This window comes from Mycobacterium paraffinicum, assembly GCF_001907675.1.
Taxonomy (GTDB): Bacteria; Actinomycetota; Actinomycetes; order Mycobacteriales; family Mycobacteriaceae; genus Mycobacterium; species Mycobacterium paraffinicum_A.
Genome location: NZ_MPNT01000041.1, coordinates 21247 through 46450, shown reverse-complemented (window position 1 = coordinate 46450; position 25204 = coordinate 21247). Strand labels below are relative to the sequence as shown.

General features: G+C 65.7%; 20 protein-coding genes. 10 read left to right on the top strand and 10 right to left on the bottom strand.

All coding sequences use genetic code 11. The annotated features are described in order from the left end of the window. Positions 1 to 102: 102 nt before the first annotated feature. The 6 genes from BRW65_RS27500 to BRW65_RS27475 form a co-directional block, all read right to left on the bottom strand. Positions 103 to 912 carry a hypothetical protein gene (locus BRW65_RS27500; RefSeq protein WP_244168242.1) on the bottom strand — a complete coding sequence of 270 codons (810 nt, stop codon included), beginning with the start codon at positions 910 to 912 and terminating at the stop codon, positions 103 to 105. Positions 913 to 1916: 1004 nt separating this feature from the next. Next, positions 1917 to 2528, bottom strand: a complete 612-nt coding sequence (locus BRW65_RS27495) for a hypothetical protein (protein WP_244168241.1) — start codon at positions 2526 to 2528, stop codon at positions 1917 to 1919. A 65-nt stretch (positions 2529 to 2593) separates the two neighbouring features. Then, on the bottom strand, positions 2594 to 3313 hold the full coding sequence (locus BRW65_RS27490) for a hypothetical protein (RefSeq protein ID WP_073880092.1): 720 nt from the start codon (positions 3311 to 3313) through the stop codon (positions 2594 to 2596). Next, complete coding sequence (locus BRW65_RS27485) at positions 3313 to 6132, bottom strand: hypothetical protein (protein WP_432206461.1); 2820 nt, start codon at positions 6130 to 6132, stop codon at positions 3313 to 3315. Before BRW65_RS27485 ends, BRW65_RS27490 begins: the two co-directional genes overlap by 1 nt. A 389-nt stretch (positions 6133 to 6521) precedes the next feature. Beyond that, positions 6522 to 6914: a Fis family transcriptional regulator gene (locus BRW65_RS27480; RefSeq protein ID WP_073880088.1), complete on the bottom strand. Its 393-nt coding sequence runs from the start codon at positions 6912 to 6914 to the stop codon at positions 6522 to 6524. A 737-nt stretch (positions 6915 to 7651) separates the two neighbouring features. Further along, positions 7652 to 8041 (bottom strand): hypothetical protein, encoded by a 390-nt coding sequence (locus BRW65_RS27475; protein WP_244168240.1) that lies wholly within the window; start codon positions 8039 to 8041, stop codon positions 7652 to 7654. Between the two features lie 769 nt (positions 8042 to 8810). Here BRW65_RS27475 and BRW65_RS32060 point away from each other — a divergent pair. Beyond that, complete coding sequence (locus BRW65_RS32060; RefSeq protein ID WP_208611938.1) at positions 8811 to 9464, top strand: hypothetical protein; 654 nt, start codon at positions 8811 to 8813, stop codon at positions 9462 to 9464. A 769-nt stretch (positions 9465 to 10233) separates the two neighbouring features. On the opposite strand, the gene BRW65_RS27450 is transcribed toward BRW65_RS32060, so the two are convergent. From BRW65_RS27450 to BRW65_RS27435, 4 genes are all read right to left on the bottom strand, one after another. Then, entirely contained in the window at positions 10234 to 11166 is a 933-nt protein-coding gene (locus BRW65_RS27450) for a ParA family protein (protein ID WP_073880080.1), read from the bottom strand. Between the two features lie 759 nt (positions 11167 to 11925). Further along, on the bottom strand, positions 11926 to 12159 hold the full coding sequence (locus BRW65_RS27445) for a hypothetical protein (RefSeq protein ID WP_242657603.1): 234 nt from the start codon (positions 12157 to 12159) through the stop codon (positions 11926 to 11928). Positions 12160 to 12163: 4 nt separating this feature from the next. Further along, positions 12164 to 13042, bottom strand: coding sequence for a ParA family protein (locus tag BRW65_RS27440; RefSeq protein WP_065501420.1), 879 nt, complete (start codon positions 13040 to 13042; stop codon positions 12164 to 12166). Positions 13043 to 13120: 78 nt separating this feature from the next. After that, positions 13121 to 14761, bottom strand: a complete 1641-nt coding sequence (locus BRW65_RS27435; RefSeq protein ID WP_073880104.1) for a ParB/RepB/Spo0J family partition protein — start codon at positions 14759 to 14761, stop codon at positions 13121 to 13123. Between the two features lie 577 nt (positions 14762 to 15338). Between BRW65_RS27435 and BRW65_RS27430 the strand changes: the two genes are divergently transcribed. The 9 genes from BRW65_RS27430 (at position 15339) to BRW65_RS32540 (ending at position 25178) form a co-directional block, all read left to right on the top strand. Then, entirely contained in the window at positions 15339 to 15569 is a 231-nt protein-coding gene (locus BRW65_RS27430; RefSeq protein ID WP_065501424.1) for a hypothetical protein, read from the top strand. After that, complete coding sequence (locus BRW65_RS27425) at positions 15544 to 16392, top strand: ESX secretion-associated protein EspG (RefSeq protein WP_242657604.1); 849 nt, start codon at positions 15544 to 15546, stop codon at positions 16390 to 16392. The genes BRW65_RS27430 and BRW65_RS27425 overlap by 26 nt, the downstream gene beginning before the upstream one ends. A 33-nt stretch (positions 16393 to 16425) precedes the next feature. Then, positions 16426 to 18003 carry a MinD/ParA family ATP-binding protein gene (locus BRW65_RS32545; protein WP_073880078.1) on the top strand — a complete coding sequence of 526 codons (1578 nt, stop codon included), beginning with the start codon at positions 16426 to 16428 and terminating at the stop codon, positions 18001 to 18003. Positions 18004 to 18006: 3 nt separating this feature from the next. Further along, complete coding sequence (gene eccD, locus BRW65_RS27415) at positions 18007 to 19422, top strand: type VII secretion integral membrane protein EccD (RefSeq protein WP_065501426.1); 1416 nt, start codon at positions 18007 to 18009, stop codon at positions 19420 to 19422. Then, positions 19422 to 20801 (top strand): type VII secretion-associated serine protease mycosin, encoded by a 1380-nt coding sequence (mycP, locus tag BRW65_RS27410; RefSeq protein WP_065501479.1) that lies wholly within the window; start codon positions 19422 to 19424, stop codon positions 20799 to 20801. Before eccD ends, mycP begins: the two co-directional genes overlap by 1 nt. Further along, positions 20782 to 22392 (top strand): hypothetical protein, encoded by a 1611-nt coding sequence (locus tag BRW65_RS27405; protein WP_242657605.1) that lies wholly within the window; start codon positions 20782 to 20784, stop codon positions 22390 to 22392. The genes mycP and BRW65_RS27405 overlap by 20 nt, the downstream gene beginning before the upstream one ends. A gap of 12 nt (positions 22393 to 22404) precedes the next feature. Next, the gene (locus BRW65_RS27400) at positions 22405 to 23070 is read left to right on the top strand and encodes a hypothetical protein (protein ID WP_244168239.1); all 666 of its coding nucleotides are present in this window, start codon (positions 22405 to 22407) and stop codon (positions 23068 to 23070) included. Continuing rightward, complete coding sequence (locus BRW65_RS31925; RefSeq protein ID WP_073880076.1) at positions 23067 to 24554, top strand: hypothetical protein; 1488 nt, start codon at positions 23067 to 23069, stop codon at positions 24552 to 24554. Before BRW65_RS27400 ends, BRW65_RS31925 begins: the two co-directional genes overlap by 4 nt. Positions 24555 to 24650: 96 nt before the next feature. Then, positions 24651 to 25178, top strand: a complete 528-nt coding sequence (locus tag BRW65_RS32540; RefSeq protein WP_242657607.1) for an alpha/beta fold hydrolase — start codon at positions 24651 to 24653, stop codon at positions 25176 to 25178. Positions 25179 to 25204 lie beyond the last annotated feature (26 nt).

Genomic DNA, 25204 nt, shown 5'->3' with positions numbered 1-25204 from the left:
CTCCTCAACGCCAGCGACAAGAACGCCGAAACGATTGCCCCCACAGCAGCTCTCACGGCATAGTGAACAACCGCAGAGCCTCACGCGAACACGCGAATGCTCTTACACCACTCCACGGGACGTGACCGGCGGTTCGGCGATGAGCCTCGTCTCTCGTAGGACGGTTTCTTCGACGCCTTGGCGCAACATTGCTTCGGTGCGGTGCTGGCCGTTGACGTACCAGACGTGGTCTGCGTTGCGGCCGAGTTCGATCGATTCGTATAGCAAGGTTTTCGCAGCGGAGGCCACGTTGGGTGTGACCTCGTCGGTGATGTCACCGCCGTTGCGGATGGCCTGGATGGCGACTTGCACAGCCTTGCCCCAGTCCGCAGCCATGAAGGGGTGCATATCGCGAAAGAGGCGTCGTGGCGGGAGGTCTTTAACCGGGAATCGTCGCCACACAACGGCGTACTTGGGCGGCGGCGGTGTATAGGGGACGAAGTCGGCTCCTTCGTCCCATTCGGCGCCGAGCCGGTTCAAAGTCTGGATGTCGGCCGGGTCGGTGGCGTGGTGGCGGTCGAATATCCCGTCAACGTTGAAGTCCAGCGTCACGATCTGCGGGGACTCCTCGAACTTGAAGCGTGGATCGAGGACGTTGGCGATCAGGATCGGCGGTGCCGATTCATCGGGGAAAAACTGGGCCCAGGCGTCGGCGCGGAACAGCTCAGCGCCATTGATGTGTCCGGGCCCGATGTCACCAGCGCGGCGGGTGATCACCGCGAAGGTTCGGCCGGCCTCATCACGGAAAGCCTGGGCCCGTGAGGTCCACCCGTCCCGGATCATCCACATGTGAACATCGGCGAGCCTGCCGGTGGCGGCGCGGCGGGGCAAGCGAGTTCGGATTCTGGTGATCAGGTCGCGCACAGGTTGCATGCAGTGGAATCTAGACGGCCGCGGTGACACTTCGTTGTGCTGCTGCAGTGGACAAGGGGCACGTCAAATGTCGGCGTCTGATGGGATAGCTGCAGCATCAAGCGCTACGTCCAAATGCGTACTGAGCATCGAGTAGCAGAAGGTGTCAGGCAGTGAACGAGAACCCTGATCCCAGCCACACCGAGTTGCTGCCGATGCCGATCGGTCTGCCCTAACTGCGGCGGTCCGATCCGTGAAAGCGATCTCGGCACTGGCGGTTTGGTCCCAACTCGCAGCGCCGACAAGATCGGTGAGCGCCCTGGCCGAGGCCGCATGATGGGCCCCGCTTTAAGCGTCAGGTGAAGGTTCGCGGAAGGTAACAAATGTCAGATATGACTACTGATTTCATCAGTTCGGCGGCGTTCATTCTGAGTGGCGTCTCGTTCTTGTTCAACGCCTGGAACTTGCGGGATCGCTACGCGCAGCGAGTCGTGCGTGCGAACGTGTCGTGACTGCCAGTGCCCGGAGAATACTCATGGTGTCGCGTGCGGTCCTTATCGCGGGGAATCGCCATAGTCTTGGGCGGCGTCAGCTAGCTCACAGCGACGCTGGCTTGATTGTCCGGAATTGGTTCAGGCTGCGCCCACTCGTCGTCGACGGCGTCGTTGTCGCCTGTATGCACGGCGGGTCAAACGCCAGTTGGGGCAGTCAGGAAGCCACTGAGCATCGGGCTCGGGTCGATAGGGCTCTGCCAGCCCGTATGCGTCGGGAGTGACGTCGGCACCGGCGTGATGCTGGCTACTGAGTGGCTCAGTGGCCACCGTCACCGCCGTTGAGCGCGGCGCGGGGCATCCGGCGTGTGTCGCTGTGACGGGGGGCGCCGTCCATGGTGGCAAGTCGATCGACGGTGAGTCGATCAAGCTCTGACGCCGGACGCCGAAGAGCGGCTGGCTCAGGGCTTGGGCGGAGGCGCGCTTGATTCGAGTCCGTGCGGCGATGAGCCTGAACAGGGCCACTTGTTGAGCCTAACCGGGGTTCTGGTCGGAGGCCGGGTGCGCAATTCCCAGTTCAGCCGCCAGCGCGGCGAGGTCGACCGGGGGCGCGTCTGCCATCCAGGCTTGTGTACGGCCGGCAGCAAGATAGCGCGGTATGGGGTGGACTCGCCATGCTTGTTGACGGACCATCACGGCGTGGGCCAGGACTTGGGCGTGAAATCGTGTCGGCACCGTCCGGCTGGCAACTAGCGTTCCCCGGCGTCGCAGTTCCCCTAATGCCCGTGTGCTGGCGTTGGTGACGGCGACTTGCAGCCAGGGCTTGGCGTGAATGGCGATGATGGCCACGGTGTGCGGGTCGAGCCAGCCTTGTTCGCGCCAGGCCGGCAGGATTGCGCTCTCATCCTCGATCGATGCGAGCGCATTGAGCGCGTATCGATACTGCTGGTCGTTGCGCCGCTCGACATCGGCGGGACCGCGTTGCAGTTGCGCGATCCGATGTTTGGGGATCGCCACACGCCGAGATGGCGGGTGTCGCTTGGAGATCCAGCGCCGAACGGTGGACGGTGTGACACCGGCATACGCGGCGACCGCCGCCGCGTCGACGGTGTTCCGCGCGGTGGCGCCGTAACAGTCCAGCAGCATGCCGATGAGTCTTTTGCGGCTCCACCGGGGGCCAGCGGTGGGCCGTATTGCTTTGGCTGGCAGGCTCATTCAGGGGTACCGATACCGAAATCGTCGATAGTGACGAAGTCCCACCCAGCGACGTACTTGTCGTCGAAGAACTCTTTCATCCACTTTCGAAGGCCCTCATCGCCGCCGTCCTCATAAGCGCGCAACAGGGCTTCGATCTCTTCGGGACTGATGTCGTTGGCCACGCGGCGATCGCGCGCATACCCTTGGTCGTAGCCGCCCACGCCTTGCTCACCGCTGACCCAGATTTTGCTGCCAGTGCGAAGCGCCTGCCTGCCTTGTGTGCTGCTGCGGAAGTCCGCCGTGGTCCCTCGTCGACCCCGTTTGGTCGTCGTGATGCGCCGCGCTGCTGCCCGGATCGACGCCAGTCTGCCCTTCGACGGTTGTTGGGTGCCGGCGGCCCAGCGTCGTACGGTGCCCTGGGAAACTCCGAGTGATTGCGCGGCGGCTCTGGCGTTGACTGCCCCACCACGCGGGCCCCGGCCGAACACTGCCTGCAACATGCCTCGCATGCTGTTGCCCTCTGCGGAGTCAGCCTCACGCCGGCCTGAAATCCGCCGCAAGAACGTGTTGCTTTGCGCTGCTTGTGCTTGCCGGATCGCCTGGCGGACATCGCGTTTGGATGCGCCCAAGCCCCGTGCGGCGCGGTCGATGTCGACCGTTCCGTTAGCGACCGAGCCGTACCCCGCCAGGTCGCTGGCACTGATTTGGCTGCGTCGTCTGCCTCGGCGCGCCATCAGCGGCTGCCCTCAGCGTCGGTGAGCGGATTGGCGCGCCACTGACGGGCGGGGATCAAGTCTCGTTTGCCGCGGTAGTCACGTCCGTTGAGGTGCTCGAGGTGCTCGTCGAGCAGCCCAGAGCCTTCCGGCTTGTATTGCCCGAAGCCGCGGCCAAACGACTCTGGTCCACCGGGCCAGGCTGTCACCGGATCCGGGTCATCGGAGGCGTAGAGGACCGTGTCGGTGGCCACCGCCAAGGGCCACTGCCCCGTCTTCTCACCGATTTGGTGCAGCCGGTAGACGATGTTGGCCTTGGCTTTGGCGAGTACGTGCAGCCGCCGTTCGGGGCTGTAGGCGGGTTTGCCTTTGAGGTGCTCATCGGAGCCGATGATGCCGATGCCGTGGGTGCGGATGATTTTGGCTTGATCACGCGCGGCTTGAGCATCGGGATCGTCGATGTCCAGCATCGCACTGGCGTCGCGGAACCGTTCATACCAGCCGAGCAATACCCGGCCGTGGCGCGGCCACAGCCATGCCTCCAGAATTTGGGGCTGGTAGCCGAGTTCGATAGCGCGCTCCAACGTCGGGGTGCACACCCACTTGGGGCCGGTGAATTGCAGTCCTCTCGGATTGAGAACGTAGGGCAGCCGCCAGTCGCTGGTTTCGGGGATCTCGGCTAGCCAGTAGCCCGGTGTCTTGGCGTTAAACGGCGCCCCGTCGGGGTGATGGACTGGGTCGCCGATGGGCAGTTCCAGACCGGCGATGCCGGCCACATAGGAGCCGCCACGGTCATAGGCGTGGATGTAGCGACGTTGGCGTTCGTCGCTAGTGGGTGGGCGTGACCAATCGAAGTCCGATTCCACATCTCCGATACCGAACGGCGGCGCGGTGGTCGACGGCGCGAAGACAACGTCGCGCCACTCCTGCGGGGACCACGTCTTGGTTCTGGTCTGCAACATCAAGTCCACCGCGGTGACACCGGCGTTGATTTTCCACGGGAACCGCAACGCGTCAGCCAGCAGCTGCAGCCGCTTAGCGATCTGGCCTGGTGTGGGTTCGTCAGACAGGATCGGCATCTCATCCGCGCCGGTGCCCATCCCGGGGATCAGTGCGATCATTACACCGCGCTTATCGTCTCGGTAGACGCGGGTCCAGGTGCCCAGCCGGTGAGCATTAGGGTCCTCCCCCGCCCCGCCCAGGCTCCATCCTTCGTTGACCGCGCCGGTGACGAAGTCGATGTTTTCGGTGAGTTGGCGCAGCGACTTGGCGCGATCTCGGCGACTAATGGCCTCGACGTCGATACCGAATTCCTGGCACGCCGCTTCGGTGATCCAGATTTGGCCTGGCTCAGCATATTTCGCAGTCAGGTGGTAACCGAGATGGTGCGTGTAGGCAAGCTCGGCGACCTGGCCGACGTGCACGATCGGTGTGGCGAGTTCGATCCGGGTGCCATCGGCGAGCCAGAGCCCATCGGTGTGTAGGACCGCGGCCGGCGCGCCGACAGATACGGTTCTGTTCGAGGTGCGGCCAGATTGAGTCCCGGCGGTCGCCGGCGCCGGCGTCGAATCTTTGTTGGCTGGTGATCCTTCGGATGTCGGCCACGCTTCGTCGAGGGGCCTCTGGTCAGCATCCACAGCAGGGGTTTCCGATGCCGGGCTCTCCACACCCCTTGTATCGCTGGCTTCCACTTCGGGCGCGACGGCGGCAGGCGCTCGTTGGTCGTGGCCCTCGAGCGCAGCGCTCAGCGCAGCGGCGACCTCGGCGGTGTTCTCCGCGGTCAGGACCTCGAGGATGAGCTCGTCGGTCACCGGCGCCCGGTGGGTCACCCTCATGCGTCCCAGTCGGGAATGGGTGTCGGACAGATCAATTGGCTCACCAGTCGCTTCGTCGGGGCCAGTCGCATAGATCATCGCGGCATCGCGCGCATATAGCGGCCACAGCCGGTATTCGCGCGAGATCCGCATCGCTGCTCGGCGGCCACGGAATCGGACACGCGCGGCGATCGCCGCGGCCCACGCGGGCTGGAAGTGCTGTCGCCAGGCTGGATGAGCCCACGGTTCGGGGTTGGCCAGGGCCTGCAGATATTCCGCGGCGGCCGAATCGACGAGCGCCCGCAGTGGCGCATCGTTGGCGAACTCTTCCCGGGCTTCGCGCAGCCGCGTCGACCACGCTTCCAGCAGACGACTGTGCTGGGGCCACACGATCGCCTGCTCGATGCCGAGCCCAGTTGCGGGCAGCGCGGCGCCGCCGTCCCGGACGTCTTTGGCTAGCCCGTCGAGATCCTCGGTGGTCACCCAGGCCTGGGTTGGCGCATCCAGGCGCATCTGTGGGTGAGGCGGCGGCAGCATCTGGGGCAATTGCAAGTCACCAGCCGCTGGGAGCGTGACGCGCCACAAGCCGAATGGCCGCTTCTGTGCGGCGCCGGCCGCAGCTGCAGTTATGCCGTCGAGGACCTGAGGTTGACCGTATCCGAACGTTAAGGTTCCCGCGGCCGCCAGCTGTGGGCATTCCTGGGCCAGCCACACCAGCTGATCGCTGTGCTCGAACTCCTCTTCGACCTCTGACGCAGGCGCGCACCACAGCGGCTGAATGCGAATCTCGGCCATAACGTGCGCCGGCAGCACTCCGGGTCTGGACACGATGGCCCCCCGGCGCCCGGCGCGCGCCCGCATGATGCGGTCGTTGATCGCCGCCGCCGAGGCCGCTCCACTGCCTGCGGGCAGTGCTCCCAGCACGGACGACCACCGCTGCAGGCGGCGCCCCAGCTCGACCGCGTCCTCGACCAGATCGTCGCGCTCACCGACCAACCAGGGATGCATCTCGGCCACGATTTCCACCGAAACACGGTGCGCCCCAACTCCCCGAGCCAGCACGACCGTATGTCCCTTACCTTGACGCAGCTCCCAGCCGCGCCCTACCAGCGGCGCCAACGACTGCCCTAGTTGCTCGAATAGTCCGGGGGAATCCCCCACGTCGGGGTTGGGGGTAATCAATTGACGACAACCCGCACCAACTACCCATATCCGGGCAGGGTCAACATCGGCATCACCTGTGGGCATCGATTGCAGTAGGCCACGGCTGTCGTGTGCCCACTCGATCAATTTCGCGAGCTTGTCGATGGAGTCAACCGGTCCGGTAAGTACGTCGCCACTGACCGTGAACGCACCCGCGCCGGTCACAATCACGACGTGACGCTCAACTACTAGCGACGCGGTGCTTGAATCCGTCATAAGCGGCCTTCGGACGCACGCGCGGCCAGGTAGGGACGGATGCGCGCGCTGGCCCCCTGCTGGGTCATGCCGAGGACCGCGCCGACTTCGGTGTATGTGGCGCCGGCCGCGATCGCCGCTGCCGCGGCCGGCCGCTCATCCAGGCCAGCGGCCCGCAAAAGCGCAGCGCGGGTCAGTTGCACCGCCTTGGTCTCGGCCGAGCTGGCCCGCTCTACAGCTTTGACCAGCCGTGCACGCTGCGCGGGTGTAGCTTTGCGCCGGGCTACGCGCCGCAGCCACACGTCCACTGCGGCCGCCAAGGATGAATCAGCCATCTTTGAGGCAAAACTTCCTGATTCCCGTTGTGCAGCAGCCTGAATCAACGCGACAGTCGGATCGGTGGCAGTCATGGACGCCTGCGCTCAGCAGCTACGGTCAACACGTGTGCGATGCTATCGACCAACCGCGACACCTACAAGCAATCGTTGTGCCGCTCCACAAGCACACCTTGTGACGCAGCACTTGAGGCCCCTGACATAAAGCCGTGCCCAAGCATAGGCGATGCGATGGCCCTTCCCCTCTACACATGCCTTCACCCCGTGCGGTGGCGCCACATCATGTGCCGACCAACCGTGCCCGCCCGGATGATGTCACCGCGCTTCTCTAGAATCTGCAGATGGTGATAGATGCGCTCGTGAATAACATCAGCACCTAAACCTGTTGAGAGACAACGCCGTAGGTCGGCTGTACTCATTGCCCCAGCCGCCTGGGCCAGGACGGTCAGCAGCCCTTGACGTACCGCTTCTGGCGGCGGATTAGTCATATGATGACCTGATGAGTGGCCTGCGCCGGACTCGCCGGGGCTGGGAAGAACCCCCGCCTCCACAGCAGTGTCCCAACGGCCACGGGATGCGCGGTGGCGGCCGTGTCCTGGTGGGCAGTCAGCAGTGTTCCTGCGGGACTATTCATCGCAGTTTTCACTGCCGCGAATGCTCGACCACGGTGTACAGGCCGACGCCGGGTCCGCGGTGCCGGTTCAGCAATTTCGACGGGCGCGCCAGTGCAACCAACGGTGCATAGAACGCGCCGGCATTCCTCTGCATGCACTCGGCCCATCGGCACCGCTCCCCCATTTAGTTCAGCATCGTCAGGAAGTGATCGGCCCATCGGAGTCGTCCGCACTCGTGTCGCTTTCCATCGCGGCGTCCAAGGCCGCCCACCCTGTGTCGGACAGCCGGCCTCTGCCATTGCCCGCCACGAGCATCGCTGCGGCCACGTCGGCCGCAGTATCGCGATGGCTGGTGAACATGTAATCGAGGTTGGGTTCTGCCACGCGCACACTTCTGGGCAAGTTGCCGGCAAGGACCTCCCGCACGATAGCGACGAGGGCGGGTTCACCACCAAGCAGGCCGCCGGCGATCCCGCCGGGCGGCCCTGATGAGCGCCGCTCGAGCGCACTCCACGAGACGACCCCTTGGGAGGTGCTGAACGTGATGATGGTGGGGACCATATTGGGTTGCTCCTCGGTGCGCCGCATCAGTGCGCCGCGGGCGTGCGCACACCGGCGTCAAAACGAGGCTGCCGGGGTTTGTCGTCTGAGTTGTTCGCCCAGTGGTTACCTGACGTGGGCACCGCGGACTGTCCGCCGGCCAATTGCGAATCCTCTCGTTGCACTGCTCTACTATCGGCGCTCCGAGCGACATCACCCACTCAACGGTCTCGTTCCCCTCGTAACCGGGACACGACGAATCACTGCAGTGTCGCGGTGGGGCAATACAGTTCGGCTAAGAGTTGCTTGGCCTCTGTGACGCACGAGACATAGTTAGCTGGTGTAAGCATTTCGTGCGTGGGGGTAGATGAGTTGGTATGAACGCGAAACTTTCGAAGCTCACACCAGTTCTGTTCGCCGGTGTCGCTGCCGCAGGAATCGCAGTTGCACCCTCCGCTTTCGCCGATCCGGCACCACCGCCGCCGGCCCCTCCGGCTCCTGGTTGCTACAACCCGGACGGCACGCCCTGCACGCCGTCGGCGGGCCCGCAGGGAGCCGGTGCCGAGATTCCAGGTGGCCCAGGGGCCTTGGCGCGCTCCGATGGCCAGGTGTGGGCCGGTATCCCCGACGGCCCGTGGGCTAAAGCGGGGACGGGCGGAGGAATCGCGTGCGTGCCAGGCGGCCCGTGCCGAACCATCAACCTGTCCGGATAACGCTTCATCTTTTTAGGTTCGACGCAAGGGACGACTGTCGGGGTCACCCCTTGCGCCGAACTGGTGTGAAGGTGCGCTCGGATAGTTGGCGCTGGAATCAGGCCTTGTCTCGGGTCGACTCGAAAACCTTCACCACCGCGACGATAATGATCGATGCGTGCACGCCGTCGGCGTTGGTCTCTGCGGTGAGTCGGGTCTTCCGAGACGGTCGGAGTTGGATAGTCGGCACGGCCGCAGATGTCGCGTGGATCAACGCGGCTACACCGATCGGCGTCGGAATCACTTCGGCGATCCCACCCACATTTGACAACTACGGCACCGTCGTATTGCCCGACACCCAAGAGGAACTGCAGGGGCACGATCGGGCCGTTGTCGCGTTGCTACGTAGGCAGTCTCCGGATCAGCGGTGGTGGATTGGTTACCTTGACACCGGCTGCGCCGACGTCGTTTTCCCCGACGCGCCGAGGCTGAACTTATATGCAAACTGGCCCTATGTACTGGTGCAGGCCGGACCAGCGCAGGCCGCCGACTGGCGCTCTGGTGACTTCTGGTCGTCAAGGTCAACTCGCCTACCGGACCTGATCTTCCCAGTGGATCGGTCCTGGCTAGTGTCCACACTGTGGGACGACGATTGGACCTGTGTCGGAGGACCGGTTGCGCTCCTAGACGGTTTCCTCAATCACCCCGATCTGCGGGCCCGCGCCCGGCGCGTGCGCATCGATGAGGACGCCACCCCACCCGGCCACACGTCGATCTGACCGCCGAATCTAGAGATACGCTCTCCACCACGATAATTCGTCGTCGAGGTGGGTGGGCTACTCCTCACAGATAAACGCAGCCAGCTTCGCCTGAATCAGTCCGGGATTAAACCGAACTCGTATCTGAGTGCTTGCTCCACGAGTGCGCTTCGTGTGCCGGCGGCCCACGCTTCGACTAGGTTGTCGAGCCGCTGACCGTTTGCGGCTGTCACTCCTGATAGAACAACGGTGCGTGGAGCGGTTGCGTGGCGTCGCCGCCGCGGGACGGCGTGCGATGAAGGGCGTTCGAAAAGCTGGCCCTCCCCTACGGCGTATCGCTGGGTAGTCCAAGTCGTCGCCAGTTTCGCCGCGTGGGTTTCGATGGCGTCTAAAACGATGGCACCCATCGTGCGGGCGAGTCCGCGGCGGACTTTTTTCTCGGCGATCTGAGTTCGGTAGAGCTCGTCGTAGACCTCCGCCGACAACAAGACCTCAGGTGGACGGGTTCTCCCTGTCGGCCGTCCAGTGGTTATCGGCCTCGGCGGCGTGGACTGTTCTGGGATGGTCGGTATTGGCGTGTTCGCGTAGGCCGGTTCGACGGCGGGGGTGCTTGCTGGTGGCGCGTCAGAGTGGGCCGGTTTCGCGTTGACAGAAGTTTCTGCCGGTTGTGGCGTAACCGGCGGCGGAGCTGGCGTGGCGGATCCGGGTTTGCGCACAGGCCACATCTCGTCGAGATCCTGGTCTAGCGCCTGGGGGTCGAACAGCGGCTTGCCGCGGGTGCGTGAAGGGCTCATCCGACGCGCTCCCCCGCCGTGGCAGATTCGTATCGGCCGAGTCGTGTGACGATTTGGCGGACGAGCTCCTGGTAGTCGGCGGCAAGACCGGTGGGGTCACTTGTCCACATGGCGCGCTCGGGACTTTGGTTGTCGCGCAGCTTCGACAATCGAGCTCGGCGGTCGTCATTGGCCAGGGCAACGAGTTCGCCGGCGGTTTTGTGCAGCGTTCGCATGTCGACGGCAGCCGCGGGCGCGGATCGGATCGTGATGTCGAACGGCGTTGTCCCACTGCCTTCGAGCATTTCGCTCACTTGATCGAACACGTCCTGGTTACGCTTCTTCGCGCGTGGGTTGACATCGAACAGCAGCACACCCAGAAGCTGGATGGAGGCACCAAGTTTGCGTGCGCGCCAGAAGCGGCGCGCCAGCCGTTCGACACCGCCCAGGCTGGCTTGGTCGTCGCGGGTGGGGATCAACAGATAGTTCGCGACGGTGAGATAGGTGTCGAGCAGCGGTACGTCACCTGGACCCGAATCAATGAGGACCAGGTCATAGCCCTCGTCTTCGCATAGTTTGGCGAGCTGGTTTTCCAGGTTGGCGGCCATGTCAATGCCGTTCTCGGCCATCAGGTGGGCGCCGGCGCCGACGACGGCAAGTTGTGGACCGCCGGCGACTACGTCGAGATTGGCCCGTACGTTGCGAACCGGGACAAGGGGCGCACCGAATTGCAGGGTCTGGGCCAGCGATTGCCCGCGGTCTCCGTCGACGCCGAGATCTTCGACGGTGACGTTGGCCTGTGGGTCGCCGTCGACCACGAGCACGCGACGGCCCCTTTTCCCCGCGGCGGCGATCATTTCCGCCACCGCGGCGACGGTCGTTGACTTTCCAACTCCGCCTTTCTGATTCGCTACGAGGATGGCCCGCGCATCGGGCCCAGTCATTGTCATGCGTCGCAACGTACGTACCCACCCGCGAGATGTCATGTAGGCGCACGGACGTGAAGTCGAACCGTTACCTAGCCCACTATTTGGACGTTTCGACCGACGATCCTTCGCCCGTTGGCACGGGCGGCGACCGGCCCGTGTGGTCGCGGCACTCTGCTGCCGTCAATTCGGACGTCTGCGCGCCCGGGCCATGTCACGGGTGCGCGGGTGGTCGCTAGAGCGTTGCGACCGCCGTGTGTTCACGCGAGTGATCACGCGGTGGGCCGTACGGGTAGTTGGGCGTTGCGCCGTACGGGCATACGTGCGTTGTCCGTGCGTGCGGCAACGCGTCGGTCAGCCGACAATGATGCGGTGCTAGACCCGGCACCACAGGCGTCACTGCCACGTACGCAGATCCGCACATAGGGCCGGCAGTCACCCGTTGATGGCCCGCGCGTTATCCGGTGTAACGCCCGCGATTCACACGTCTTGTTGTCCGGTCATCGCCCGGATATCGCAGTTCACATGGGCTATTTGGGGTGCGGCGGTGGGGGAGCCGGTCGCGGGGCGAGAGACCTTCACCGTCCCTCGTTTCCCGATGCGGCGCGGAGCAAAGAGTCGCGGCTTCGGATTCTCATGAGGTAACACGAGATCAGCCCGGGTTCTTGAATGCGGTAGCGGTGCGCAGTCAGGCTAGCAACGTGACGCCAGTGTCGCGTCGCGCGCGGCGTCGCCGCATGAGCCCGACCGCTCAGGGCGGGGCGGCGGGGCTGTCAGCGCGCCTTAGCGGCGACCCGGGTCGAGGGGTTGTGGGTCGGGGAGGATCTCGCGGCCGTCGTTGTAGTCGTGCTCGATGACGCGCAGCTGGGCGACGAAGGCCTCCCGAGTGAATTGGGCGATGGTGTAGCGGCGGCCTGTGACGCGCTCGACGATGCGCACCGCCGCGCGGGCCCTCTGGTGTAGCTCGGTGGGGATGTTGAGCTTGCTGACGTCGCTGGGTTTGGTGGGGCTGTCCACGGAGCTAGGCTTTGATGGCTGCTGGGCGGAACATTCCTTGGCGCTTCATGTGGTTAATGACGTTCTCGTAGTCTTTGCTGACGTCTTTGGCTCGGTATCCGTACAACGGGACGGGAAGGTAGTTGGTGTAGGCCTCATCCACGATCGAGCTGCGTCGGACCGCCGGTGTGACCTTGTCACCGAAACCTTCCTGTAAGTACTCCATCTGTTCGCGGTACACGCCGCCGGTACCTGGCACGGCGCACGGCACGATGGCCAGGAGCGGGATGTCGATCCTGAAGGTCTTTTTGATGATCGCGAGTTCTTGCAGCAGTGCCTGGATGCCTTCGGATTCCTTGCCTGCTGGCTTGGTGCAGGTGATCAGTCCCCATCCGCCGGAAGGGCCGTCCTCGTCGACTGAGGATGCGATCAGTGCCGTGGTGACTAGTGCGCTGTTGGAGCCGGGGGAGTCGATGAGGGTGACGTCAACGGCAGTGGCGGCTTCGAGGGCATCCCGCAGGCGTAGTACGCCTCCGGTCACGGCCGGTAGTTCGACCATCAGTTTGTCCAGCGTCGAGCGGGCGGCGGGCACGACCGTCAGGTTGCCGATGTGCATTTCGGTGGCCTCGTCGGTGGCGTATTCGGGTTCGCCGGCGTCGGTGAAACCCTGGATGATGCGAGCGGGCCGTTCGATGTCGTCGATTGTGGCTTGCTGGCGCAGTACGTCGGCGATGGTCACACCGCTGATGTCGGGGTAGCCCAGCCAGGTGCTGGCGTTTGCTTGGGGGTCGAGATCGATGACGCGCACCCGCAGGCCAGAGCCTGCGAGCTGGATGGCGGTGGTCACGACGGTCGTCGTTTTCCCGACGCTGCCAGACATGTTGGCGACGGTATAAGTGGACATCGATAATCTCCTTTGGCGTGGGGCGGGTGATGCAGCATGCATCACCCGAGGCGATTGTGACGGTCGATGCGGGGTGGCTTAGGCGCCGGCGGCCTCGAGCTGGCGGCGTTCCCATGGGGTCGGTTGGTAGCCGGCTCGGTTGATGAGCAGGTTGACGTGGGCGGCGGCGTCGTCGTCCCAGGCCTTGTCTTTGAGTTCCGCCGTGTGGAGTTCAGCCGCGGCCACCGCCCGGTGCCAGGCCCGGGCGTTTCGCGCCTTCTCCGCTGGGCCGTCAGCGGTGGCGTCCCAGTCCCGTAGCAGCGCGCTTACCGCTGATGTTGCGCTGCGCGCGGCCACACCGGACAGGTATTGAGCCACCAGAATCTTGAGGAGCTCGGCGTTGGATGGCTGCTGATTGATCAGTACCGCACAGAATTCCCGCCTTGCGCGTTGGGCCTGGGCCGCGGCCTGGGCGTCTGCCTGTCGCTGGGCGGCGTCCGGAGTCGGTTCGTCACTTTGGCCTGGATCCTGGTCTGTTTCTTCTCGGGGAGGGGGTGCATCCGATTCGGTTGGCGGGTCGAGGACTTCAGGAGCGCCCGGCTGATCGGGTGGGTCTGCGGCGGCCGCGTCGCCGATGCTCGACGTCGTCGACGTCAACTCTTCACCGGCGAGGTGCCGTGCGTAGAGATCTAGGGCGCCTGAGGCTGGGTTGATGGCGCCGATGACCTCTGCATCGGGCTCGTAGTCGGCGACGCGGTGGAGTTGGTAGTTCTCGCCAAGTTCGGCGCGAGGGTCCTCGACGAGGGGGATCCTTAACTCGTCGGCCTTGGCGCGGGCAGTGCGCTCGGCGATGACCCGCTCGGCGGCGCGGGTGGCGATCATCCCACGGGTGAGGATCAGGTGCAGGGCCTGCATTTGTTCCTTGTGGCGCAGGTCGCTGAGCTGATCGGGGTCCTTGGTCTTCTGCCAGCGCCGAGGCGGGCCGTAGGGCAGCTTGCCCGCCAAGGCCGCGGCCTCGGCGCTGGGCAGCCGGCCGTCGTCGACGGCGTCGCGGACTTCGGGAGCCAGCAGCTTGAGTGCGAGCTTGCGGGACACGGTGGCTTGATCGACGCCCAGCCGCTCGGCAATCGCGCGTTGGGACAGTCCGATCTCTGAGTAGCGCGCATACAACTCGCCCTCGGCAAGGTCGGAGAGGTCTTGGCGGCCAAGGTTTTCGGTAGCCATCGCGTCCAGATCGCCGTCGTCGACCATGATGGCGTCGTCGACGACGGCCGGGACGGTGTCTCGGCCGGCTTCGATCGCCGCGATGCGTCGGCGGTGACCGTAGACCAGTACGTAGCGCGCATCGGTTGCGCTGTCGGCGGTCGATGGCCGCGCCGCCATGAACGCCTCGCGGGTGACCACCAGCACGGGCAGCCGTACGCCGCTGGCACGTACGCCGTTGAGGAGTTCTTCCCATTTGGGATCGCCGGGCTGCGGCTGTGACCGCCGGGGATCGTTGAACGGGTGCGGCGCGATCTCGGCCACGTGGATCTGGACCACCCGGTGCGCTTCGTTAGCGACTATGGCTGACATGCCCGCGATAAGGCCGGTGCCTTCCTCCGAGGCCGCGGAGTCGGTAGCGGGGGAGGGGTCGGTGCTTGGTGCGGTGTCTCCGCCGGCCAGCATCGCGAATCGGTTGGCGGTTTTGCGTCCGGCTGGCTTGGCTCGGCGGGCGGGGCGGGCTGTCGTCTGGGCCACGAGCACTCCTTTCTAAATACCGGTATTAGGGTAATAAATCGCGCGACGGTCGGCAAGCCATTTGGTGCCAACGCGCTCCTGGTCACCAGGGCTCCGCAGTGATGCAGCCTGCATCACCCAATCCTCGAGACCACCGCGAACAGATCCTTCGTGTCACGTGACGATTAGGGAGCGGGGGATTGGATAGGCACGAGATACGGACTTGGAAGCTCTGAAGGGTCCACTCGCGTGGTCCCCATCATGACAGCTCCTCGCGACACTGGCGAGACGTGGACCGCCGCGCCCGCCCGCTTTCAGCGGAAACGCACATATGCGCATACGCCGCGCATACCTGACGATGCGCAGCGCGCATACTCGCGGACTGCATACCCGCATCTGTGCATAGCGCCTTGTGCCGTATTGCGCGCGACGGTCGCGATGCCCACTTCGCTTCCCACATTCTGCGGGGTGCGACATTTTGCGATGACTGCGCGAGGGCATGATTGGCGAGCGAGATAGGCAATCTATTTGCCGTGTCCGCTTTATGTGCTCTACTGCGAGCGCGCGGGCAAAAGACCCATTGCGAAAGGGGTAGCCGATGGCTGAATCAGACCTGGTACGGGAGTTGAGCGCCCGCGTTCTCGCCCAGGACGACAAGGTCCCGACCACGATCCGGATCAACCGGCGGACCCTCAAACGCCTTCGGGCTCAAGAAAAACGCTGGACGACATCGATGTCGTTCATCGTCGAGCGCGCCCTGGAACCTGTGCTAACCGAATTGGAGCAAGCCAAGCTACCCACCGATGGAGACGGTGCTGATGACGACTAGGTACGACGCGGTCGAGGTCGACGCGCACCAGGCCTGGTTTCTCGCCGACCACCTGCGCGTGGGGGCCTATCCGTGGATGCTGGCGATCACCGCCCCCTATGTCGATCCAGGGGAGCGGGAACCATTCAACCAGCGCTGCCTTGCGGAGCTGGCTGAGGCCGGCGTCATTGACGCAGACGGGGACATCAAACCCTCTGTCGCGCAGTCGGTTAAGACCGTATGTCAGCCGCGCCAGTGGCTGGAATGGCGCACCATGATCGACCCCGAACAGATTCTGCGGGGGGTGCTGGCGCGCACCTCACCGCCAGATGCCGTGGTCGCGCTGCGCTACGCGCAGATGGTGACGCTCACGCCGATGCAGGTGACCCACAGCGAAGCGATCGTGCCGATCATCACCGCGGGATTGCCCCCCGATCAGCCGCCGGCTCGCTTCGAGGAGTTCTCACTGCCGATGGACACCGGCAAAGCGCTCGACGACCGCGTCGCCCGTGGCGCTGACTTGATGGAAGCCCTCATCGAGCTGGGCATCCCCGAACGAGAAGCCGAGATCATGGAAGTGGCCCGTGCTGGCGATCGCATCACCGTCGAACTGACCGCCCATGAGGCCACCAACGGCGCTCACCATCACACCGATGTCAGTGTCAACATCATCAGCACTGAGGTCGGGCAGATCCTCGTCAGCCCCACGCCTGGGCAGCCACGTGCCGGCGGGGTGTCCATTTTCGCTCCCGCTGAACCGTTTTCGATCGCCATGGCGGTGCGCGACCTGACCGAGCGCCTCCCCTCGGGATCGTGGTTCCCCGACGAAAACTTCAGTATCTGACCCTCTACCAACCCGAAAGTAGAAACCGAAGCGATGAGCACACCTTCTGATTCCTTCCCCCAAGACGACACACCCCACCACGAGCAGCCCACCTCAGACCAGCGCTACCCCTATCCTTCTGGGGCCGCCCCCCAGGAGGACGGCAGGCAGCCCAGCAACGGACCGGACACCGGGCCAGGCCAGCGTGTGCGGTGGCCGGCGGCACCGCCCCCTCACCAGGGGTCTACTCCGGGCGCCGAGGCGCCGCATCAGCCACTGCCACCTCCACCGACCCGCGCGCCAGCCCCGCCGCCGTCGCGGCCACAACATGCAGCCCCGCACGGGGCGCCAACGTTCAAGCTGCCTGACCCGGCGCGCCCCAATACCGAACCGCGCCAGCCGGATCCAGCTTGGCAGCCCGGCGACGAGGCATCCAGCGACAAGACCGCCGAGATCTCACTCGACCAAATCGCCGCGCACCGCGGCCAGCCCCCGCAGCACGAGCAAGGCCTCGACGGCTTTTTCAGTGACACGCCGCAGCCGCATGAGCAGCACCTGCCGGCGGGCTGGCCTTCGACCCCGCCCTCGCAGCCGCCGGCCGCTGACCCGCACCAGCCCCTGTTCGGCGACCAGCCAATCTCACCGGGAGCGTTCGCGCCCAGCGGCTACGGCGCGCTTGACGAAGGCCAACAGTTCGTCACCTCGCGGCGCCGACCGGTAGGCAAGGGCTGGCGAAAGCTGGTGTCGCAAATGACCTTCGGGCTCATCACGCCCGGGCCCAGCGCCAAGCAAGAAGAGCACGACAAGCTCATCCGCAGTATCACCGCACCGCTGCTCGACGTCTACGTGGTGGCGTTTGTCAGCGCCAAGGGTGGCGTGGGCAAGACGACCATGACCGTCGCCGCGGGCAGCGCGATCGCCCGCGAGCGTGGGGACCGGGTGATCGCCGTGGACGTCGACACCGACCTCGGCAACCTCTCGTCGCGGTTCGAGCAAAAAGGCGGCGCCGACGCCAACATCGAGGCGTTGTCGTCGCTGCAGGACGCCAGCAGTTATCCAACAGTCGCAACCTTCACCGTGCAGAACAAAGACCGCCTCGAAATGCTTGGCGCCCAGAATAATCCGCGCTCCTCCTACACGTTGAACACGCAGGACTTCGAAGCGACGATGAAGATCCTGAAGAAGCACTACAACGTCATCCTGCTCGATTGCGGCACGGCGATCACATCACCGCTGTTTTCCACCATCGCCAATCACGTCGACAGCCTGGTCGTGGTGTCCTCTCAAGCCCCAGACGGCCTTAACGGCGCCTGGACCACCATCCAGTGGCTGCAGGCGCACGGTTTCGCGCGCCTGTTGCCCCGCACGGTGATCGCGTTGAACTCGACGTTCAAGAACAAGCCGCTGGTGGACCTCGATGACGCCGAACAGGAGTTCACCGCCAAGATCCCGGGTGTGAGCGTGGTCAGGATCCCCTACGATGTCCACCTCGCCGAGGGGCGCGATGTCACCTTCGTTGAACTCAAATCGCGAGCCCGAAAGGCCCTAATGGCGTTGGCCGGCGCGATCGCTCAGCACTATCCCGCCCGTGGGCCGCATCAGCACCGCACGACTGAAACTGGGGGTTTCTGACCGATGGATCCGGCCGCTGCGACCGGCCAAGTCCGCGTCGCCATCATCGGTGAAGACGCCGCGGTGGACTTGGCCCTGCCGACCACACTGGCCATTAGGGAACTGATTCCGCGGATCCGCGCAACACTGGCCACGGGTCGCGATGACGACGACGTGCCAGCCGATGCCGTCAACGACGACGGGTTGCGCCCGTACTCGCTGGCCCCACTCGGGGGAACACCGTTCAGTTTGGACGCCACCCTGGCCACGCTGAACATCGACGACGGCGAACAGCTCATCTTGTGCAAGCTGCCGCCTGGCCCGACGGCGCCACCAGTGGTCGAAGACATAGCTGACGCCTCGGCGATCCATTCGGCCAGCCAGTTCAAGCCCTTCGAGCACGCCATGTTGCGCACCGCCGCCCAGGTGGTAGTGGTCATCGCGGCGACCCTAGCGTGCGGCCTGGCGATTTATGGCTGGCACCGCGGCTACCGGGTGTGGTCGGCCGCAGTGTTGGGTGCGCTCGCCGTCGTCTTCATCGCCGCCACATTCTGGCTGTATCGGCGCGGCCTGCAAGCCGCCGCTGCACGCCTGGGTCTAGTGGCCACTGCGCCGCTGGCGCTGGCCGGCGCCGCGGTAGTGCCTGGGGATGCTGCGGCGCCGCGGGTCTTCCTCGCAGCGGCTTTCCTGGTCGCATGGTCGTTGCTGCTGCTGGCCGTCACCAATAGTTGGGTGGCCACTCACACCGCGGTCGTCGCCGTGGCGGCAACGATCGCGGCCGCCGCCGGCGCCCGCATCCTGTGGCATTTGCCGTATTTGTCCCTGGGGTGCGGAGTGCTGGCGGTGTCGTTGTTGTTGGCCAGCAATGCCCCGACGGTGTCAGCGATGTGGGCGCGCTTCCCGCTTCCGAATGTGCCGGCACCAGGCGAGCCCACGCCCGCGGCGTCATCGCTGGCCGAACTGGAAGATCTGCCCCGTAAGACGGCGACGTGCAACTCCTACCAGAGCGGTCTGATCGCGGCCTCGGTGATTCTGTCGGTGGTCGGCTCGGTGTTGGTGGTGTGGTTGCCGGACGCGCCGCCGCTGTTGGCGTGGTGGCTGGTGGTGGTCACCACCACCGTCACCGTGCTGCGTATGCGGATCTGGGATTCAGCTATCCCCGCATTGTGGTTCCTGGCAGCCCCGTTTCTAACCGTCGTCGCGTTGGCGGTGTCGTTCACCGCAGCCGGTCACCTGGTCTCTGGCCTGTACGCGGCCGGCGCCGTGGTGGCTTTGACGCTCGTGCTGCTCGGCGCTGCAGCCGTCAAACCGCGCGAGCTTTCCATCCCGCAGCGCCGATGGTTGGACCTGTTCGAAAACGCCCTGCTGATCACGATTCCGCCGGCCATGTTGTGGCTCATCGGTCTGATCAGCCTCATCCGCAACCGAGGAATCCTGTGATGATCCGCCGACTGGCCTCGATCGCCGCGACCGTCACACTGCTGGTGGTGTGCAGCCCCGTGCCCCAGGCCTCCGCGCTGGCATATCCCGTCGTCGACCCAGCTGCGCTGCCCCCTGATGGTCCGCCCGCTCCGGGTCAAGAAATGCGCCAGAACGGGCAATGCCAGGTCTATGGGGCAATGCCGGGGTTCGACCCGGCCGCTGTGCCTCCCAGCCAGGCCATGCTGAATCTGCCCGAAGCGTGGAAAACCTCACGCGGCAGGGGAGTGGTGGTCGCCGTGATCGATTCCGGTGTTACGCCACAGCCGCGCCTGCCCAACCTCGCCCCGGGCGGCGATTACATCGACCCACCGGCCGGCGGATTGTTCGACTGCGATGGTCACGGGACCGCGGTCGCTGGGCTGATCGCAGCCCAGCAAGGCCCCGACGGATTCGCCGGCGTGGCACCCGAGGCCGCGATCGTCTCCATCCGCCAAACCTCGGCACAGTGGGCACCCAAGACGCCTTCGGGACAAGACGCCCAGCAAGCAAAGACCGCCGGGGACGTCGCCACCTTGGCCCGGGCGGTACGCCACGCCGCCGATATCCCCGGCGTGCGAGTCATCAACCTCTCACTGATCGACTGCTTCCCCGTCTACAAGCAGGTCGACCAAGCGGCGCTGGGCGCGGCCCTGCGCTACGCCGCGATCGATAAGGACATCGTCGTGGTGGCCGCAGCCGGAAACACCGGTGAGAGCAGCTGCACCAGCAATCCGCTCACCGATCCCAATCGCCCCGACGATCCCCGAAACTGGGCCGGCGCCACCACTATCTCCACCCCATCGTTCTGGCAGCCCTACGTCTTATCGGTGGCTTCTCTGACCCCTGAAGGGCAACCGTCGAACTTCACCATGGCCGGCCCATGGGTGGGTGTCGCTGCCCCCGGTGAGCAGGTCGTCTCGCTCGGCAACGGCCCTAACTCGGGCATCATCAACGGTCTGCCATCCAACAAAGAGCCGTTGGTCGCCATCAACGGGACTAGTTTCGCGGCAGCATATGTTTCCGGCGCCGCAGCCCTGGTCCGCTCCAAATTCCCCAACCTCACCTCCCGTCAGGTGGTCAACCGCCTGGTCTCCTCGGCGCACAACGCCGCTCGTGCACCGTCCAACCTCGTGGGTGCGGGGGTTATCGACCCGGTAGCCGCGCTCACGTGGGACATCCCTCAAGGTGAAGCCCTGCCGGCGCAAATGCCGATCGTGCGGGTCGCTCCGCCGGCACCACCACCACCGGACAATCGACTGCCCCGCCTGATCGCCTTCGGTGCGGGCCTCGCGGCGATCGCCGCCGCCGCCATCGCTGTAACCGTGATTGGAATGCGCCGTGGTCGCAGTACCCGCTAGCCGCGAATCGTCCCGTTTCTCCCCAGCGTGGCCCAGCTGGCGGCGCCTGACAACGCTGGCCTCGCTGCTGCTGCTCGGGTGGGCAACGCTGCTGCCGGCAGGGCGACCGCCCCAGTGGTGGCATTACGCCGCGGCGGCGCTGGTGATCGTCGCATTTGTGGGGTCCTGGCACGGCCAGCACGTGTCGACGACGGTGGCCCGCTGGACTCCGATGGCGTGGCATAACCGCCGTCAACGCGCCCAGCGCAGCGGCCACCGCAGGCGCAGCGCGCCCGAGGCGCCGCGGCCATCGTCGACGCGCGAGGCCGCGCTGCAGGCCCGTATCGTCATCCACCTGCGCACTCATCCGCACACACTGACCGCCCCTGGCGACCACAGCGACCAGCTTCCCTGGGAGTTCATCACCGCTTGGCTCGATCGCTATGGGGTGCGCGCCGACACGCTGACTGTCTGCTCGGTCACTCGCACCCCACCGGCCAGTGGACTGCGCAGCGACTCGGCGCCGCTGGTCGGCGGGCGCAACAGCCAGCATCGCGACACCTGGCTGAGCTACACGTTGCGTGCCGAGGACAATGTGGGCGCGTTGACCGCCCGCCGCACCACCCTGGGAAGTCCTACCGGCGCCAACTCCGACGACGACGCCTCACCGTCACAACCGCATCGTGCTGCCCTGGCCGATACCGTGGCGCGCCGGCTCATCGCCGAACTGCGGGAACGGGGCTGGCTGGCCAGCCTCAGCGACGAGGAAGAACTTCCTCGGTTCGTGCCGCCGTCGGCAAGTGTGCGCAGGGAAACATGGACTGGGACGGAGTATTCCGATGGCTTCCGCGCCGTGTACGCGGTGGATCCCTCAGCGCTGCCCGACGTCTTGGAAACCCTCACTAACCTGCACACCAAGGCCACCTGGGTGGCGGTCACCATACGTTCGCGTGGCCGCCAACCAGCCACCGCCGAAGCCGTAGTCGGCACGCTGACCGCGACGCGGCCGCCCCGGCAGCTGCCCGGCCTTGCGGGGTTTCACGGATTGCATCGACACATCGGGCCGGCCTTGGCAGCCACCGGCATCGATGCGGGCGCCGACGTCGAGCTGCCCGCGACCGAGGTGGTGCCCTCGACACTGGCGGCGCTGCGGTGGCCGACGGCGGCGATCGGTGTTCCGATCGGCTACAACCGCGCACGCCAGCCGGTATATCTGGGGCTGGCCTCACCGGAGCCGGTGCGGATCACGGTGACCGGCACCCGACAGTTCCACATCGGTATCATCGCCCGCCTGGCGTTATCAGGCCAGCCGGTTGCCCTGTACACCTCCGATCCTCGCCAGTGGACTGCCCTGGCCAATCACGCTGCACCGCAACAATTCTCGATACGCCCTACCACACCACCACCTGAGGCGATTGTCGTCAGCGACGCCAGCAGCGATGCGCCCACCGGTGCGATCACGGTGACACTGCGCCGACCTCAGTCTGCTCAGGCCCCAGCGACGACGATCGTCATTACCCAGGACGGCCGGCACCCGGACCTGTTCTACATCACTACCGCGCATGGCCGTCAGTGGCTGAGCACGCGCCTTGTTCCCGCGTCCAACGAGTAAGCGAGGTTTGTCATGTCGTGTACGCCAGGGACTTTCATCGCCGATGGGGTCGGGCTGCCCGAGCGGATGCCGGCGTTACCGCCGGCGCGCGACTTTCTGGTCTCGGGTGGGTTCGGCGGTGCGGCAGCAGTATTGGCCGCCCTCATCGTGGCCCTGATCGCGGTGGTGGCGCTGCTCCAGGCCGGTAAGAGGTTCCGCCTGCGGACCGAACAACGGGAACGTCACCACAAGGAGCTCCGCGACGCCGAGCGGCACGCAGCGGCGGTCAAGGAGTGCCGCGAACGCTTGGCGTGGGTGGTGGACAAAGGCAGCATGGAACCGGCCGCCGCCGCGGATGCCACAGTGGGGTTCGGGCCGGAGCTGGCGCTGACGGTTCTGCAGGGCCTGCTCGAGGAGGCGCGCCAGCTCGACGACGCCACCTTGGCGGCAGCCGCGGCGGTACAGCTCAAGCAGTTCTCCCGGGTGCTGGCCCAACAGGGCAGCACACTGGCAGCAACCACCGAGGCAGCGTCACCCGCAGCAGCGTCGGCGCCGGCTGCGACCCCCGCAGTCGTCGCTGACGCTGATGAACCACCCGGCTCGGAGCCGGATCATCCCGTAGCCGGGGTTGCAGTAGCTGACAAGCCCAGCACTGCACGCCAACAAGTCCCCACCGGCGGCAGGAGGCGCCGCCGATGACCACGTTGCAGCAGCACATCGAGGACCTCGATATCGAGGAGTGGGCCGCATTAACCAAGCGTGCTGCGATGGCTGCAGTGGCCGCCGCTGACCAGCTCGGGATACCCGCGTCTGAAGAGGTCGCCAGGGTCGCGGCGATGAGCGAACGGGAGCTCGTCGACCACCGCAACAGATTCGGCTCCGGCCCAAAGCGCCTCTCCCCGCTGATGCGGCTCGTCCAGGCAGACCAGCTGCGCGTCGCGGCCGAGCGCCAGGCCCGCCAAGCTGAGCAAGACAAGCAGGACGCTGACGCGGCCGCGCAGATGGCTCGAGACGAGGCCGAGCAGTCCGCACGTGTGGCTGAGGATTCCCGCCAACGCGTGCGCGCAATCCAGGCTGAGGCCGCGCGCAAAGACGCAGAGCGCACCGATCAACGGCTGGCCGAACAGAAGGTCTTGCAGCAGTTGCGCACTGACCTCGAACAAGCACACGCCGACCACGCCAGCGAATTGGCCGCAGCACACGAACGCACCCGCGCCGCAGAAGCACGCGCCCAACAACGCGCCACCGAACGCGCCGAGGAACGCGCGGCCGCCCAACAAGCCCTCGAGGAACTACGCGGCCAACTCGAACAAGCACACGCCGACCACGCCAGCGAATTGGCCGCAGCACACGAACGCACCCGCGCCGCAGAAGCACGCGCCCAACAACGCGCCACCGAACGCGCCGAGGAACGCGCGGCCGCCCAACAAGCCCTCGAGGAACTACGCGGCCAACTCGAACGCGCCCACGCCGACCACGCCGCCGAGCTGGCCGCAGCACACGGCCAGGCCAAGGGACAGGTCGCCGCGGCCCGCCAGACCGCCGACGAACGGATCGCGAAGGCACTCGCCGACGCCGAGGCTGCGACTACTCAGGCCCAGGCAGAAGTTGAGCGCATCGGCGCGGAGGCGGCGGCGCGGGTGGCCGCCGCACACGAGCATGCCGAGCGACAGATCGCGGCAGCCCATCTCGACGCCGACGAACGAGTCGGGAGGGCACGAGCCGACGCCCAGGCCGCTGTCCTCGCAGAACCGGGCCAGCTGGGGATTGCCTTGAGCGTCCCCATCCCGACAGCGGAGCTGCGGGCGCACACGGGCACGATCGAAGACGCGTTGGCCGCGGTCCGCGAGATCGACTATCTGCTCGAAGCCGGTGTGGTCGAACAGCAAACGCGTCAGCCGTGGGACATCGAGCGGGTGCGCATCTTGGTGCACACAGTCCAGCAGCAAGCCTGGGATTTGGCTCAGCAATTGCGTGGTCTGCCGGGGCGGTACACGGGCTCACCGCAGGTGCAGGCCGCCGATAGCTACGCCACCGCTGCCGCCAGCGTCTACGGCGCCTTCCTGCAGCGCATCGCCGCCGCTGTTGAGCGGTTGGCCGGCCGTGGGGACAGTCGGGATGCCGAGATCGTTGAGGTGGTCGCTGCCATGTTGGATGAGCACCCGTGGCGAGACGCCGGCTAACCGTTGTGGATACGGTGAGGCGATGGGCGCGTTGTACCCGCCGATCGAGCCGTATGAGTCGGGCATGCTCGACGTGGGAGACGGTAACCAAATCTATTGGGAGTCCTGCGGAACCCCGAGGGCGTCACTGCACTGACCATCCACGGCGGACCCGGGTCGGGCTGTGTGCCCGGGATGCGCCGGCCTTTCGACCCTGAGCGCTACCGCATTGTGGCGTTCGATCAACGTGGCTGCGGCAGAAGTACACCGCACGCCGGCGATCCGGCCGTGGAGCTCAGCGCCAATACCACCGACCACCTCATCGCCGACATGGAGCTGCTGCGCTTACATCTCGACGTGCCCCAGTGGTTGCTGGTTGGCTGGTCGTGGGGCACCACCTTGGCCTTGGCCTACGCCCAAGCGTTCCCGGGCAGCATCACTGGACTGGTCCTCACTGCGGTCACGACGACCAGCCCGAGTGATGTCGCATGGATTACTCACGACGTGGGTCGGCTGTTTCCCGCTGAATGGATGCGGTTCCGTGACGGCGTACCCGACAACGAGCGCAACGGTTCCCTGGTGGACCAATACGCCCCGGCTGCTGGCCAGCCCCGACGCGCAGGTGCGGAACAAGGCTGCCCGTGACTGGTGTGACTGGGAGGAAAGCCACG